Here is a 14,330-nt window from a genome sequence, read left to right as displayed (position 1 = left end):
ACTTAGAAGTCCGGTTCCCAATCCACAGTTATTTGTCGGCTGTCCAAATTCACCTCAAGGATGAACTGTTCAGTGACAAACGGGATCAATCTTTCTTTTTGACCAAAGGCATCTTTGGCGTTGGCTCTTACTCTAAGCACATCATTTGAGCCGGTTTCGAGAATATCGTCCACCTTGCCCATGTGATAACCCTTAGCGTTAATCACCTCGCAACCGATGAGATCTCGCCAGTAGAACTCGTCTTCTGGAAGGTCTTGCAGCTGATCGGCGCTAACGCCAATCTCGCAGTTCACCAGTTGTTGAGCAGCATCGCGACCATCGGTACCTTTAAGTTGTACCACTGGCCCCTTGTTATGAGCACGCCAATTGGCGATTTCAACTTGCTGCCACTGCCCCCGGACCTTTAGGTACCATGGAGCGTATTCAAATATGCCTTCGGCATCGTCGGTAAAGCTATTGACTCTTAACCAGCCTTTGACTCCGTAAACAGAGCCTAACTTGCCAAGAACGACCATCTCCTGGTCTGCCATCGATATAACCCTACCTACTTTATTAAGCAGCTTTTTGAGCTTGCTTAACTAGCTGGGCAACGCGCTCTGACGTGCTAGCGCCAGTCTCTACCCAGTGCGCGATACGATCTAGGTCAAGACGCAAAGCTTCTTCTTGACCACGAGCAACAGGGTTAAAGAAACCCACGCGCTCGATGAAACGACCGTTACGAGCATTGCGGCTATCAGCCACAACTACATGATAAAAAGGACGCTTCTTAGAACCGCCACGTGCTAAACGAATGGTTACCATACGTTTATTTCCTCTAATGGTTTGCTGTAATAGCAAAATAAAACTGGGACCCGTGTTCGCAAATAGGTCCCAGAAAGAAAGCCGCAAAATTTTACCTGAATTCGGCTGAAATGCAACCACTAGCCTTCAGGCATTTTGGAATTTGAAGCTGAGCTTAACGCCCAGGGAAGCGCATGCCCGGTGGCATCATGCCTTTCATGCCACGCATCATCTTCTGCATGCCGCCCTTGCCCTTCATCTTCTTCATCATTTTTTGCATCTGAGTAAACTGCTTCAGCAGGCGGTTTACGTCTTGCAACTGAGTGCCCGAGCCCGCCGCGATACGGCGCTTGCGCGAGCCTTTGATGATGTCGGGACGAGCGCGCTCGCCGGGAGTCATGGAGTTAATAATAGCTTCCATTTGGTTGGTCATCTTGCCATCTTGCACTTGAGCCAGTGCATCTGGCGGCAATTGGCCAACCCCAGGAAGCTTCTCGATCATGCTCATCATGCCGCCCATATTGCGCATTTGAGCCAGTTGATCGCGAAAATCTTCTAAGTCAAAGCCCTGACCTTTTTGAACCTTCTTGGCCAGTTCTTGCGCTTTGCTCTTGTCGACCTTGCGCTCTACCTCTTCGATAAGCGACAACACATCGCCCATGCCAAGGATGCGCGAAGCAACGCGGTCTGGGTGGAAAGGTTCTAGCGCGTCGGTTTTCTCACCCACGCCCAAGAACTTAATTGGCTTACCAGTAATGTGGCGAATAGACAGCGCCGCACCACCGCGAGCATCACCGTCAATTTTGGTCAGTACCACACCGGTCAGTGGCAGCGCTTCGTTAAACGCCTTAGCGGTATTGGCCGCGTCTTGACCTGTCATGGCATCCACCACGAACAGGGTTTCCACCGGCTCAACCGCGGCGTGAAGCGCCTTGATCTCGTCCATCATGGCTTCATCAACCGCCAGGCGACCGGCGGTATCCACCAACAGCACATCGGCAAATTGCTTCTTGGCCGCGTCTATCGCACCGTTAACTATGTCGATAGGCTTATCGTTAACGCTAGATGGATGGAAGATAGCGTTGACGTCGTTCGCTAGGGTTTCTAGCTGAGTGATTGCCGCCGGACGATACACGTCGGCACTCACTACCATTACCTTTTTCTTTTCGCGCTCAATTAGCAGCTTGGCTAGCTTAGCCACCGAGGTGGTTTTACCGGCACCTTGCAAACCGGCCATCATGACCACTGCAGGCGGTTGTGCCGCAAGATTGAGCGCTTCGTTTTGCTCGCCCATGGCGGCTTCAAGCTCACCTTGCACGATTTTAATAAAGGCTTGGCCCGGGCTTAAGCTCTTAGCCACTTCCTGGCCAAGGGCGCGCTCTTTCACCTTCTTAACGAAATCGCGAACCACAGGTAGGGCAACATCTGCCTCAAGCAGAGCCATGCGCACTTCGCGCAAGGTGTCTTTGATGTTGTCTTCGGTTAATCGCCCGCGACCACTGATGTTTTTCAGCGTTTGGGATAAGCGATCGGATAAATTGTCAAACATGCTTGAATCTAGCCCTAGTCACCTTTTTATAAAGAGGCGACATTATACGCCGAGCGAGCCGTTAGGGCCAATCCCAAACCGTGCTCAAGCCGCAATTGTGCGCCAAAACAGCAGACTTGCAGGGATTAACGAGTTTTTCATCAGATTGTGATCCGACTGGCGTCAAATCTGACTTTGGCCTATCTGGCTTATCACCAAGGTCATGATATGCTAGGCAGAATTGACTCTAGGTCTAATCCAAACAAATCAAATAGCGCAGGTTAACTTGATGATTTTGATGTCCATTGGCGCAATCGCCTTCTACGCGGTTGCCTTGGTTATGGTGGCAAGCCGACTCACCCACGAAAAAGGGCCCAATCGCTCTTTAGTCGCCGGTTTAGGCGCCGCAGCCGTGATTTGCCATGCCTTACTGGTATACCAGCATATGTTTGCGGTAGAAGGTCAGGACTTTTCTGTCATCAATGTGGGCTCTCTGGTGTGCCTCATCATTAGCGCCAGCTTTGTAGTGATCCTCAATCGCGTCAAAGTGATGGTAATGGTGCCTGTGGTATTCGCCCTGTCGATTGTCAGTATTGCGGTAATGATGCTGATTCCCGACAACTACACCACCCATTTTGAAACCGCGCCAGAGCTATCGGTTCACATTGTGCTTAGCTTGCTGGCCTATAGCGTGCTGATGATTGCCGCGCTATACGCAGTTCAATTGAACGCCATTCAAAACAAGCTTAAGAACCGCCAACTGATCCTAAGTCCAGCGCTGCCGCCATTGATGACGGTAGAAAAGCAGTTGTATCACTTGGTGATGGCCGGAGTGATTTTGCTAACTCTGAGCTTGGCCACCGGATTTATTTTCCTCGATGACATGTTTGCCGAGGGCAAAGGCCACAAGGCCATTCTCTCTATGCTGGCGTGGGCGGTATACACACACCTGCTAGTCCAACACTACCGCCGTGGCGTGCGCATTCGCACCGCGGTGCTTTACACCTGGATTGGTGCCATCCTGCTGAGTTTGGCCTACTTTGGCGCTCGCATCGTCAAAGAGATGATTCTAGGATAAGCTAGGCTACCGGCCCGAGCGCTTTTGCTTGGGCCTATCTGTCCGCTAACAGGGAGTTAAGCCACTTTTTGGACGACATAAGTACCGGCACTTTACTGCTGATTCTAGCAGGGCTCATTCTCGTCTCTGCTTACTTTTCTGGTTCAGAAACCGCGATGATGTCCCTCAATCGCTATCGTTTGCGCCATTTGCGCAAAGAGGGCCACCGCGGCGCTCGCCGAGCGGGCGAGCTACTGGAAAAACCTGACCGCTTAATTGGTTTAATTCTGATTGGCAACAACCTAGTCAACATTCTCGCGTCCGCCATTGCCACTGTCATTGGCATGCGTTTGTACGGCGATGTGGGCATCGCCATTGCCACCGGTGTACTCACCTTAGTGGTATTAGTGTTTGCCGAGGTCACACCCAAAACTGTGTCCGCGCTATACCCAGAACGGGTCGCCTACCCATCGAGCGCACTACTCAAAGTCTTGCTCAAAGTGCTCAGCCCCCTAGTGATTACTGTTAATTTCATCACCAACGGATTTTTAGCCTTACTGGGTATTAAAACCAAACCCGAGGAAGACGATCTCAGCCAAGAAGAGCTGCGTACCGTGGTGCACGAAACCGGTACTATGATCCCAAGTCGTCACCGCGACATGCTACTGTCGATCCTTGACTTAGAGAAGGTCACGGTAGAAGACGTGATGATCCCTCGCGCCGAAATATTCGCGATAAACGTCAACGACGACATCAAGGTCATTAACAAGGCACTGACCCATAGCCCACGTACACGAGTAGTCTTGTATCGCGACACCATAGATGACGTGGTGGGCTTTTTGCACATGCGCGAGGTGATGCGCCTATTAACCAAGCAGCAGTTCACCAAAGCCACTCTGCTGCGCTCGAGTAAAGAACCCTATTACATTCCCGAAGGCACGCCGCTAAACGTGCAGCTACTCAAGTTCCAGCGCAACAACGAGCGCATCGGTCTGGTAGTAGACGAGTATGGTGACATTCAAGGGCTTGTGACCCTAGAGGATATCCTTGAGGAGATCGTCGGGGACTTCACAACCTCAGCCACACCATCAGTATCCGAGGACATACAACCGCAACAAGACGGCAGCGTGCTGATTGAAGGCAGTGTCAGCTTGCGTGAACTGAATAAGGAAATGGGTTGGCATCTACCCACCAATGGGCCAAAAACCCTTAACGGGCTTATCATTGAATTCCTAGAAGACTTGCCCCAAGAGCAAGTCAGCTTGAAAATCGAGCAATACCCGATGGAGATTGTCGAAGTGCGCGAGAATCGCATTAAGACAGTGCGCTTCATCAATTTGAACCCGGAGTAAGTCATGAACCTAGGTACCCCTGCGATCTTATTCAGTGCTATCGCTTTGATCATGCTGGCCTACACCAATCGCTTTTTCGTACTCGCCAAGCTGATTCGCGACATTCATTCGGACCGAGGCAATCGCCCGGACCTGCAAGTCAAACAGATCCCCAACCTACGCCGACGTCTAAGCTTGATTAAGACCATGCAAGCGCTTGGAGTGATTGCCTTTATTCTCTGTACCCTATCGATGCAGCTGATTTACATGGACCACGCCGATGTGGGCGCGCAAGTCTTCATGCTGGCGGTATTCACTCTGATGGGCTCACTGGTGATTTCACTATGGGAAGTGATGATTTCTACCAAGGCGCTAGATATCGTGTTGGCCGATCGAGAGAACGAAGGCTAGCGGCCCCTTTCCATTATCCATGCGTTATCGCTAAAATTTTGCTAGACGCGTTTGTTAATAGCCTAGGTACCCTATGTTCTTTGAGGGCTCAGAAAAAAAAGTCCAAATTCGAGTCACTCCACAAGCGGGCTCTTTACGGGAGCTAGGCATTGAATTTTGGCGCGCGCTAGTAGCTCAAAGCCAAGCCAGTATTCTGTCTCAGGTTCAAAGCGCCGAGCTTGATGCCTTTATTCTGTCCGAGTCTAGCCTGTTTGTGTGGGACGACCGCTTTGTGATGATCACCTGCGGTAACATCTCTTTGGTTGATTCCATTGGCTTCTTTTTACAAAGATTTGACCGTGAACTACTGGCCGAAGTGAGTTTTCAGCGCAAAAACGAATACCAGTCCCACCTGCAAAAAACCACCTTTGAGCAAGACCAACAACAGCTGAGTCAGTGGTTGCCAGGCCGTGCTCATCAGCTGGGCCACCTTGATGGCCACCACAACTTCATCTGGTATTGGCACGCTGGCCATCAACCCAAGGCATTAGACATCAACACTGAGCTACTCATGTATCACATAAGTGGTGAGGCGGCTGATTACTTAAGATCCCAGGGGCAAAGCATTGCAGGAGTGCGCCGTGCGTTGGCGCTGGAAGACTTGTTTGCAGGCTTTATAATCGATGACTTCTTATTTGAACCCTATGGTTATTCGGTAAATGGTGTGAAGGGCTGCCAGTACTTCACCATCCACATTACTCCCCAAGAGGACTCTTCCTACGTCAGCTTTGAAACCAACATAGACTTGGCGCTGAACCATCCAACGCTGCTTGACCAGCTTTGCCAGATTCTGAATCCCAGCTCGTTTGACCTTATAACCTTTAATTGCTCGCCGAGCCTGACTGCGAGCGACGATACCGTGTTAGTCGCCCACCAAAGCGCCTCGCTTCAAGCGGTGTATCCAGTGGACTTCAAGCACTTTATGTGCCCGCTTGGTACATAGAAAGACAGTCACGCTTGACGATAAGCAAGTCTTATCATCACCACAAAAATCTTTTGATTTTCAATTTTGGAATTTGGATTTAATTTCTCGCTATTGCAGACGGTTCACATAGCGAGGGTAATCATGTCTGAAATACTGTTTCGTCCAGGCGAGAAGCGCTTTTACGATGACGTTGCGTTTCCACGAGGCTTTGCCAAGTCGGGTAATTTTACTCTATTGGAGAGCGAGCTATTGACTAACTATGGCGACACTATGCGCGCCTTAGAGTCGGGCCTACTAGCACCGGCCAACGCTGAAGAACGTCAGTTCGTTAAGTCGCTAAAGGACCCTAAGCGGGCCCGTTCCAGATTAGAACGAGTGTGGTTAAAATACATAACCCACACTCGCAGTCCCAAACACTTTTACAGTCTGAATAGCCGCGCAACACCAGCAGCGTACACGCTCGCTGAACAGGCCGCAGACAGCGTGAGTGAGTACGGATACGATTAACAGCCTAGCTAGCGGGTCTTGCCGCTAGCTTTCAGCGACGGCAAAGGCGCTGGCGTAATGACGCTCGTCGCTGATACTGATGTGAATTCGAGTGCCACCCAGCTCAGCTAGGCGCTGTTGCGCGCCATCGCTTAGGTGGCACAAGGGTGCGCCATTGAGATCATTGCTAATTTCAATGTGCTGAAAGGAAACACCGCGGCCAATGCCTGTACCTAAGGCCTTAGCCACCGCCTCTTTGGCGGCAAAACGCTTGGCCAAATAGCGCCCCGCTTGCTTGTGCTCGTGGTAGATCGCCAACTCGCGCTCGGTGAGAATTCGTTTGGCAAAACGATCGCCGAGACGACCCAGTTGAGCCTCCACCCGAGCCACTTCCACCAAGTCAGTACCAATTCCCACCACAGCCATGGCTTAAGCCCTCGCCTGGCGCATTAGTGCCTTCATATCAGCGACCGCTTTACCTAGGCCATCGACGGCGGCACGAGCGATAATCGCGTGGCCAATGTTGAGCTCATAAAACTCTGGAATGGCGGCAATTGGCTGAACGTTGTGATAGTGCAGACCGTGACCGGCATTCACAATCAATCCCTTGCCATGAGCATAGGTCGCCATTTCAGCAATGCGCTTAAGCTCAGCGGCCTGAGTAGCGTCATCTTCGGCATCAGCGTAGTGACCAGTGTGGATTTCAATGTAAGGCGCACCACAGGCCACAGTAGCGTCAATCTGTTTAGGATCCGCATCAATAAACAGGCTAACCTTGATACCCTTGGCGCTCAAGCGCGCCACTGCGTCGGCAATTTTGGCCTGCTGTCCGGCAACGTCCAAGCCACCTTCAGTGGTCAGCTCTTCGCGCTTCTCTGGAACCAGACAGACGTATGTTGGTTGAATGCGCTCAGCAATCGCCAACATCTCTTCGGTGACAGCCATTTCCAGATTCATACGAGTCTTAATGGTTTGCGCCAACACTTCCACGTCGCGATCGACAATGTGGCGACGGTCTTCGCGCAAATGAATGGTGATGCCATCCGCACCAGCGTGCTCAGCTACCGCCGCAGCGTGCACAGGATCCGGGTAAGTGGTGCCTCGAGCTTGGCGAAGGGTAGCGATGTGGTCAATGTTGACCCCAAGATAAAGTTCAGTCACTGCTGTCTCCTTTGCGCGGCTGAAACAGCGCTCGGCTGGTCAGCGGCTTGTCCCCTAGCAATGGGGATAATAATTGTCTGAGTAAATGCTTACTTTCACGCCACTGCTCTGGTGTCAGTTGACGCGCGGACAAACTCTCCAAAGTTTGCCCAGAATAATTAGCCCCTGGCTCATTGAGCTGACTGGCTTCAAACCCTTGCTGCGGTACTAGTTGGTAGCGACCCTTAGCCTCAATCTCACCGCCTTGAGTATCAAACTGCAACGAAGGTGCTGCGCCCAAGGCGTCGAGTAACAGCCATTCAAAATAGCGCAGGGTTGGCTCCATTGGTTCGGCTTTGGCTAAGCCTAGCAAGCTTTGGTGATAGCCATCAAACACACAGGGCACTGGGTCACCTTCCGCCAGTAAACGCACGCACAATTCGTTGAGATACAAACCTGCATATTGTGGTTTGCCCACCAATGGTAGCGCGGGTGCGGCCGCTTCCACTCGACTCAAGGTCTTGAGCTGACTGCGGCCACTGAGTTCGATTTGCAAAGGTTGGAAAGGCTGTAACAGCGCTCGCTTTAGGCGCTGAGCTTTAGAGGTGCCAACGCGGACCACAGCGCCAATGCGCCCCTGAGATTCGGTCAGCAGCTCAATCAGTAGCTTGTGCTCCTGGTACGGGCGGGAATGTAGCAAGTAGGCTCGCTGCATCGGCATCCTTGTCGACTGCTGGTTAGTCCTCGCCGTAGCCTAGGCTACGCAAAGCGCGTTCGTCATCGGCCCAGCCGGATTTCACCTTAACCCACATCTCGAGAAACACCTTGTTGTCGAACAGGCGCTCCATATCGAGGCGGGCTTCGCGGCCGATGGTTTTAATCTTCTCGCCTTTGTTACCGATGATCATCTTCTTCTGACCGCTGCGTTCCACCAAAATCAAACCATTGATCTGATAAACGCCGTTGTCCATTAGCGCAAAACGCTCTATCTCTACGGTCACCGAATAAGGCAGTTCATCGCCTGTGTAGCGAATCAGTTTTTCGCGAATGATCTCGGCCGCCATAAAGCGCGAGGAGCGATCGGTCACGTACTCTTCTGGAAAGAAGTGAGCGCCTTCGTAGCTGGCGTTTTTGGCCAACTCCAGCAATTGAGGGACACGGTCGCCGCTTTTGGCCGATACAGGCACGATGGCATCAAAAGCAAACTTTTTCTGCAGTTCTTGCAGGTATGGCAGTAAGACGTCTTTTTCTTTGATTTGGTCAATCTTGTTGATGACCAACACCGTCTTGCGCGACCCGGAACCCTTTTTCACCTTGTTGAGCACCAGCTCATCGTCGGCGGTCCAGTTCATGCCATCCACCACAAACATCACCATTTCTACATCGCCAATCGAGCTGGAGGCAGCGCGGTTCATGTAGCGGTTAATGGCGCGCTTTTCTTCGCTGTGCAGGCCGGGAGTGTCGACAAACAGCAGCTGACAATCGCCTTCGGTATGAATACCCATAATGCGATGGCGAGTAGTTTGCGGCTTACGCGACGTGATGGATACTTTTTGTCCAAGAATGCGATTGAGCAGGGTCGATTTGCCCACGTTTGGGCGACCGACAATGGCCACCATGGCGATGCGTTGCTCGCCCTCTTCCGGTGTCAGGCTGCCCGGTTCGATAGGGTCGAAATCTTGAGAGTTATCGGCCATGGATTTGCTCCAATACTTTAGCAGCGGCAATTTGTTCCGCCTTGCGACGAGAGCTGCCCTTGGCAACCACAGGCTGGTTTAGCTCGCTGGTGCGACACTCGACGGTAAATTCTTGACGGTGGGACTCACCGGTGATCTCTGTGACCACGTACTCTGGCAATGGCAAACGACGCCCTTGTAAGTACTCTTGCAAGCGAGTTTTGGCGTCCTTTTGATTGACCGGCTGCACCGTATCTAAGCGAGTCTGGTACCAGCGCAACAGCAAGGCTTTGACCGTGGCAAAGTCCGAGTCCAGATAGACAGCACCAATAATCGCTTCGACAGCGTCTGCCAGAATCGAGGCGCGACGAAAACCACCGCTTTTAAGCTCACCAGCGCCTAATCGAATGTAATCGCCTAGCTCAAATTCCAAGCCAATTTCAGACAGCGTATCGCCCTTTACCAAAGCTGAGCGCATGCGCGTTAGCGCGCCTTCGTTGACTTTGGGAAAGCGGTGGAACAACTCTTCGGCGATCACCACAGACAACACAGAATCGCCTAAGAACTCTAGGCGTTCGTTGTGCTGACCGGCCGCGCTGCGATGAGTCATCGCCAGCTGCAAATGAGAGATGTCGTTAAATTGGTAGCCGATAATGCGGCACAATTTGTTTAAATCAGCCACTAACTAATGCCACCAACACGGTTAAAGCGAACGCCGGTCGGGATCCAAGTTGGCAGCAGGCTATCTTCGCTGCGCTCAAACTCAAAGCTTATCCATATCGCAACCGCCTTACCTACTAAGTGCTCGTCTTTGATAAAGCCCCAAAAACGACTATCTGTGCTGTTATCACGGTTGTCGCCAATCCCGAAGTAGTGTCCTTCTGGCACCACAAAATCACCGCGGGGCACGCCGTCTTCTTGGAAGAACATGCCAATAGGATCTGGACGTTGGGTGTTAACCAAAATATCGTGGCTCACTTCGCCTAACTGCTCAGTGTAGCGCGTCAGTGGGTATGGGCCTTGGAAGTATTCGTCGCGATTGACCAAAGAGCGGCTGACCAACTGAAAGTCTTGGCAGTTCTCACCAGAGTCACAAGCGGGTTTGATATATAGCTGCTTGTTGCGGTAGCGAATGGTGTCACCAGGCAAACCGACAATGCGTTTGATGTAATCAATACGCGTATCTACCGGATACTTAAACACGGCAACGTCGCCGCGCTTAGGCTCGCCGGTTTCCACAAGCTTGTTGCGCCAAACCGGGTCTTTAAGCCCATAGGCGAACTTCTCTACCAGAATAAAATCGCCCACCAGCAGAGTTGGCATCATAGAGCCCGACGGAATTTGGAAGGGTTCCCACAGGAATGAGCGCAGTACCAACACAAAGGCAATGACAGGGAAAATCGAGCGAGAAGTTTCGACGATCGCCGGCTCTTGAGTGATCTTCGCCGCTGCCTCTTCGCTGATTTGGCCATTGGACTGCGCAGCGCTCAGACTCGCCAAGCGCTTGGGTTTAAACACTTTCACATCCAGCAGCCAGATAAGCCCTGAGCCCAGGGTTACTAGTACCAGAATTAACGAAAAGTACGCCGCCATCTAGAGTTAATCTCCTACTTTCAATACGGCCAAGAAGGCTTCTTGTGGCACTTCCACGTTGCCCAAGGACTTCATGCGCTTCTTACCTTCTTTCTGCTTCTGAAGCAGTTTCTTCTTACGCGACACGTCACCACCGTAACACTTAGCAGTTACGTCTTTGCGCAAGGCTTTAACGGTAGAGCGAGCCACAACCTGATTGCCAATCGCCGCTTGAATCGCGATATCAAACATCTGTCGTGGAATCAGCTCTTTCATTTTCTCAACCAGCGCTCGACCGCGGTAGTGCGAGTTCTCACGGTGAGTAATGATGGCTAGAGCATCAACCCGCTCGCCGTTGATCAGCACGTCCAGGCGAACCATGTCTGCCGGCTGGAAGCGCTTAAAGTTGTAGTCCAGCGAGGCATAACCGCGCGAGGTGGATTTCAAACGGTCAAAGAAGTCCAACACCACTTCGGCCATGGGCAGTTCGTAGTTCACCGCCACTTGATTGCCGTGGTAGCTCATGTCGGTTTGCACACCGCGCTTTTCGATACACAAGGTAATCACATTCCCCAAGTACTCTTTTGGCACTAGGATATTGGCTTCGACAATTGGCTCTGCCAGTTGTTCAATTTCATTAATGGCGGGCAAGTCGGACGGGTTGTCGACGTGAACGGTTTCGCCATTGGTTTTTTCGACTTCGTAGATAACCGTCGGTGCTGTGGTAATCAGGTCCAGGTTGTACTCGCGCTCCAAGCGCTCCTGAATGATTTCCATGTGCAGCATGCCCAAGAAGCCACAGCGGAAACCAAAGCCCAAGGCGGTTGAGGTTTCTGGCTCATAGAACAAAGAGGCGTCATTAAGGCTTAATTTGCCCAAGGCGTCACGGAAGTTCTCGTAGTCGTCTGAGGAAATTGGGAACAGACCAGCGTATACCTGCGGCTTCACTTTCTGGAAACCCGGTAGCGGCTCTTCGGCGCCGTGTTTGGCCAAGGTCAGGGTATCCCCCACAGGAGCCCCCAAAATGTCTTTGATGCCGGCAATCACGAAACCCACTTCGCCGGCGTTAAGCACGCCAGTGTCGGTTTGCTTTGGCGTGAAAATACCAATGTGATCCACTTGGTGCACTTGGCCTGTGCTCATTACTTTAAACTTATCGTTCTTTTTCAGGCTGCCGTTTTTGATTCGAACCAAAGACACAACGCCTTGGTAGTTATCGAACCAAGAATCGATGATCAGTGCTTGTAGCGGTGCATCAGGATCACCCTCTGGCGAAGGCACCTTTTGAACGATCTCTTCCAGTACGTCTTTAATACCAACACCGGTTTTGGCCGAGCAACGCACTGCTTCGGTGGCATCGATACCAACGATGTCTTCGATTTCTTCGGCGACGCGATCTGGATCCGCTTGCGGCAGGTCAATCTTATTCAGAATTGGCACTACTTCTAGGTCCATGTCGATAGCGGTATAGCAGTTGGCCAAAGTCTGGGCTTCTACCCCCTGACCGGCGTCAACCACTAACAGCGCCCCTTCACAGGCCGCTAGGCTGCGCGATACTTCGTAGGTGAAGTCCACGTGTCCGGGAGTGTCGATGAAGTTAAGCTGATAAGTTTCACCGTCGTCGGCCTTGTAATCCAAGGTCACGCTTTGGGCTTTAATGGTAATTCCGCGTTCGCGTTCGAGGTCCATCGAATCGAGAACCTGAGCTTCCATTTCGCGATCGGACAAGCCGCCACAAGTTTGGATAAGACGATCCGACAAAGTGGATTTGCCGTGGTCAATGTGTGCAATAATGCTGAAATTGCGAATGTGTTTCATGCTGAATTACTAAAACCGTAGTCGGGACGGGCGCAGATGGGTCTGTTTGTTAGCTTAGCCAAGCCAGCGCCGGTCGCAAATTGACGTGTATGGATTACCGAAAAACTTGGGCGCGAATCATACCACAAGTTGGGGATCTAAAGGAAAGGATAACTGAGATGAGCCATTGGCATAGTCGAGGGGCGTCGAACTAGCCGCGCACTAGGGTTTGACGCCCCAAATTTTGCAGTACCACTGGCTGCGTTTTTCGACTTAGACGCTTGGCGGCACTTTTGGCGAGCCACCAGCCCAACCCAGCACCTACCGCGGCACCGGCTATCGCACTGGCATCTCCCGCCCCTAACGGCTGCAGCCATTGACCTACCACAGCACCGCCGATTAACCCAATCAAGGGAACCAGATAGACCCAAGCCGCCGCTTTAACGAACTTGTCCTCTGGGATCCCCAAGCGCAGTAAATCGCCCTGTTGAAACTCACCTTCGCAAGTGATTTCAATCAGATGACGCTCGTCAGAAAAGGCTTTTGACACGGCGGAAACGCCGCAATTGTCGCTGCTATCGCAATGGTTGCAGGCCGACTTGCGGCTCACCTCGATGACCAACTGCTGGCCATCTCGAAGAACCACTTTTCCCAACTCTTCGATCATTGTTCTGAGTCGGCGCCGCCTGGGCGAATGCTTAGCGCAATGCGATGCAAGGTATCGGCAGGCACTTTGCCTATCGCTACCACTTCTAGATCGCCATGGCGAGCACTGGCGATCGCTGTGCCATTGTTGTGAGTGACGTGTTCTGGCAAGTCCACTTGTCCTGCAACAGACAAATACACAGAAATCTGTACTAAACCGTCGGTAAGCGAGGCGTACTCCACCGCTTCGTTGGCGCCAAACAGACGATGTTGGTCTCGCACGGTTTCTTCAAATCCGGCCGGGAGCCAGCCAAAATGCCACTGCGAGTCAGTGGCCACCGACGGAGTTTCAATCACTGCAGGCCAGTCGCGACGGGCCGCTTCTAACAAAATACCGGCAGGTTCGTCCATCATACTCAGCTCAATCACCATCAAGCGTTCAAGCAGTTGCTCCCCTGCGAGCATATCTAAGCGCAATGGCAGTGCAGTCTCTGTGTCTAGCCACACCATGTAGCTGAATCTGTGCTCATCGCGGGCAACGACTCGCACCAACTGAGCGGTTCGCGCGGCAATGCGATTGCGACCACCCAGAACAAATTCGTAGCCCTGATTTAAGCGTTCCAGCTCTTGGGCAAACACCGCCGGAAACAAGCCTGGAATGCGGCTGGCGTTAACACTGTAAGGGGGTTGGTCTTGCTCTAAGTAAGTCACCACTTGCCCCACGCGCACCGCGCTCTTGTATGGGCCATTTAAGTGGTCCATAAAGGCAATTTGCTGCTTGTCGGTTTGGCCGTGGATATAGATCAGCGGTCGCACCTGATTGGATTGCAGGTGAACCATAGAAGCTTTGAACTGATTATTGTTGAGGGCCTGGCTCATGCGCTCTAGCCAGACCTCGGCGGTGGTTTCTTTCGGTTCTGCGGTTTCGGCTTGTGCCATGAGG

Annotated in this window: 17 protein-coding genes; 5 read left to right on the top strand and 12 right to left on the bottom strand. The window is 52.0% G+C overall.

Annotated features, from left to right (window positions below; all coding sequences use genetic code 11):
- Nucleotides 1-2 precede the first annotated feature (2 nt).
- The 3 genes from rimM to ffh form a co-directional block, all read right to left on the bottom strand.
- On the bottom strand, nt 3-530 hold the full coding sequence (rimM, locus tag CLC93_RS05620; RefSeq protein ID WP_095504956.1) for a ribosome maturation factor RimM: 528 nt from the start codon (nt 528-530) through the stop codon (nt 3-5).
- 22 nt (nt 531-552) lie between these two features.
- Complete coding sequence (gene rpsP / locus CLC93_RS05615) at nt 553-801, bottom strand: 30S ribosomal protein S16 (RefSeq protein WP_095504955.1); 249 nt, start codon at nt 799-801, stop codon at nt 553-555.
- A 154-nt stretch (nt 802-955) separates the two neighbouring features.
- A complete protein-coding gene (gene ffh, locus CLC93_RS05610) occupies nt 956-2,329 on the bottom strand; it encodes a signal recognition particle protein (protein WP_095504954.1) in 1,374 nt (457 codons plus the stop codon).
- A 268-nt stretch (nt 2,330-2,597) separates the two neighbouring features.
- On the opposite strand from ffh, the gene CLC93_RS05605 reads away from it, so the two are divergent.
- The 5 genes from CLC93_RS05605 (at nt 2,598) to CLC93_RS05585 (ending at nt 6,578) form a co-directional block, all read left to right on the top strand.
- Nucleotides 2,598-3,386: a cytochrome C assembly family protein gene (locus tag CLC93_RS05605; protein ID WP_095504953.1), complete on the top strand. Its 789-nt coding sequence runs from the start codon at nt 2,598-2,600 to the stop codon at nt 3,384-3,386.
- Nucleotides 3,387-3,454: 68 nt separating this feature from the next.
- On the top strand, nt 3,455-4,717 hold the full coding sequence (locus CLC93_RS05600; protein ID WP_095504952.1) for an HlyC/CorC family transporter: 1,263 nt from the start codon (nt 3,455-3,457) through the stop codon (nt 4,715-4,717).
- A 3-nt stretch (nt 4,718-4,720) separates the two neighbouring features.
- Complete coding sequence (locus CLC93_RS05595) at nt 4,721-5,107, top strand: DUF2721 domain-containing protein (protein ID WP_095504951.1); 387 nt, start codon at nt 4,721-4,723, stop codon at nt 5,105-5,107.
- A 73-nt stretch (nt 5,108-5,180) separates the two neighbouring features.
- Nucleotides 5,181-6,089 (top strand): adenosylmethionine decarboxylase, encoded by a 909-nt coding sequence (locus CLC93_RS05590; protein WP_095504950.1) that lies wholly within the window; start codon nt 5,181-5,183, stop codon nt 6,087-6,089.
- 123 nt (nt 6,090-6,212) lie between these two features.
- On the top strand, nt 6,213-6,578 hold the full coding sequence (locus tag CLC93_RS05585) for a MaoP family protein (protein ID WP_095504949.1): 366 nt from the start codon (nt 6,213-6,215) through the stop codon (nt 6,576-6,578).
- A 24-nt stretch (nt 6,579-6,602) separates the two neighbouring features.
- On the opposite strand, the gene acpS is transcribed toward CLC93_RS05585, so the two are convergent.
- From acpS to CLC93_RS05540, 9 genes are all read right to left on the bottom strand, one after another.
- Nucleotides 6,603-6,983 carry a holo-ACP synthase gene (acpS, locus tag CLC93_RS05580; protein ID WP_095504948.1) on the bottom strand — a complete coding sequence of 127 codons (381 nt, stop codon included), beginning with the start codon at nt 6,981-6,983 and terminating at the stop codon, nt 6,603-6,605.
- 3 nt (nt 6,984-6,986) lie between these two features.
- Complete coding sequence (pdxJ, locus tag CLC93_RS05575) at nt 6,987-7,718, bottom strand: pyridoxine 5'-phosphate synthase (protein ID WP_095504947.1); 732 nt, start codon at nt 7,716-7,718, stop codon at nt 6,987-6,989.
- Nucleotides 7,711-8,412: a DNA repair protein RecO gene (gene recO / locus CLC93_RS05570; RefSeq protein WP_169902836.1), complete on the bottom strand. Its 702-nt coding sequence runs from the start codon at nt 8,410-8,412 to the stop codon at nt 7,711-7,713. The genes pdxJ and recO overlap by 8 nt, the downstream gene beginning before the upstream one ends.
- A gap of 22 nt (nt 8,413-8,434) precedes the next feature.
- Nucleotides 8,435-9,316 (bottom strand): GTPase Era, encoded by an 882-nt coding sequence (gene era, locus CLC93_RS05565; protein ID WP_245837107.1) that lies wholly within the window; start codon nt 9,314-9,316, stop codon nt 8,435-8,437.
- A gap of 67 nt (nt 9,317-9,383) precedes the next feature.
- Nucleotides 9,384-10,055, bottom strand: a complete 672-nt coding sequence (gene rnc / locus CLC93_RS05560) for a ribonuclease III (RefSeq protein ID WP_095504944.1) — start codon at nt 10,053-10,055, stop codon at nt 9,384-9,386.
- The gene (lepB, locus tag CLC93_RS05555; RefSeq protein WP_095504943.1) at nt 10,055-10,966 is read right to left on the bottom strand and encodes a signal peptidase I; all 912 of its coding nucleotides are present in this window, start codon (nt 10,964-10,966) and stop codon (nt 10,055-10,057) included. The genes rnc and lepB overlap by 1 nt, the downstream gene beginning before the upstream one ends.
- A 6-nt stretch (nt 10,967-10,972) precedes the next feature.
- Nucleotides 10,973-12,763 (bottom strand): translation elongation factor 4, encoded by a 1,791-nt coding sequence (lepA, locus tag CLC93_RS05550; RefSeq protein ID WP_095504942.1) that lies wholly within the window; start codon nt 12,761-12,763, stop codon nt 10,973-10,975.
- A 190-nt stretch (nt 12,764-12,953) separates the two neighbouring features.
- On the bottom strand, nt 12,954-13,409 hold the full coding sequence (locus tag CLC93_RS05545; protein ID WP_095504941.1) for a SoxR reducing system RseC family protein: 456 nt from the start codon (nt 13,407-13,409) through the stop codon (nt 12,954-12,956).
- On the bottom strand, nt 13,406-14,326 hold the full coding sequence (locus CLC93_RS05540; RefSeq protein WP_095505036.1) for a MucB/RseB C-terminal domain-containing protein: 921 nt from the start codon (nt 14,324-14,326) through the stop codon (nt 13,406-13,408). The genes CLC93_RS05545 and CLC93_RS05540 overlap by 4 nt, the downstream gene beginning before the upstream one ends.
- Nucleotides 14,327-14,330: the final 4 nt, after the last annotated feature.

This window comes from Paraferrimonas sedimenticola (assembly GCF_002282855.1).
GTDB classification, from domain to species: domain Bacteria; phylum Pseudomonadota; class Gammaproteobacteria; order Enterobacterales; family Shewanellaceae; genus Paraferrimonas; species Paraferrimonas sedimenticola.
Note: the sequence above shows the minus strand (reverse complement) of the source record. Positions and strands in the feature narration are given on the sequence as shown.

Coding starts and splice junctions, on each gene's coding strand:
- rimM (WP_095504956.1), bottom strand. CDS start 530: ATGGCAGACCAGGAGATGGTCGTTCTTGGCAAGTTAGGCTCTGTTTAC.
- rpsP (WP_095504955.1), bottom strand. CDS start 801: ATGGTAACCATTCGTTTAGCACGTGGCGGTTCTAAGAAGCGTCCTTTT.
- ffh (WP_095504954.1), bottom strand. CDS start 2,329: ATGTTTGACAATTTATCCGATCGCTTATCCCAAACGCTGAAAAACATC.
- CLC93_RS05605 (WP_095504953.1), top strand. CDS start 2,598: ATGATTTTGATGTCCATTGGCGCAATCGCCTTCTACGCGGTTGCCTTG.
- CLC93_RS05595 (WP_095504951.1), top strand. CDS start 4,721: ATGAACCTAGGTACCCCTGCGATCTTATTCAGTGCTATCGCTTTGATC.
- CLC93_RS05590 (WP_095504950.1), top strand. CDS start 5,181: ATGTTCTTTGAGGGCTCAGAAAAAAAAGTCCAAATTCGAGTCACTCCA.
- CLC93_RS05585 (WP_095504949.1), top strand. CDS start 6,213: ATGTCTGAAATACTGTTTCGTCCAGGCGAGAAGCGCTTTTACGATGAC.
- acpS (WP_095504948.1), bottom strand. CDS start 6,983: ATGGCTGTGGTGGGAATTGGTACTGACTTGGTGGAAGTGGCTCGGGTG.
- recO (WP_169902836.1), bottom strand. CDS start 8,412: ATGCAGCGAGCCTACTTGCTACATTCCCGCCCGTACCAGGAGCACAAG.
- era (WP_245837107.1), bottom strand. CDS start 9,316: ATGGTGGCCATTGTCGGTCGCCCAAACGTGGGCAAATCGACCCTGCTC.
- lepB (WP_095504943.1), bottom strand. CDS start 10,966: ATGGCGGCGTACTTTTCGTTAATTCTGGTACTAGTAACCCTGGGCTCA.
- lepA (WP_095504942.1), bottom strand. CDS start 12,763: ATGAAACACATTCGCAATTTCAGCATTATTGCACACATTGACCACGGC.
- CLC93_RS05545 (WP_095504941.1), bottom strand. CDS start 13,409: ATGATCGAAGAGTTGGGAAAAGTGGTTCTTCGAGATGGCCAGCAGTTG.
- CLC93_RS05540 (WP_095505036.1), bottom strand. CDS start 14,326: ATGGCACAAGCCGAAACCGCAGAACCGAAAGAAACCACCGCCGAGGTC.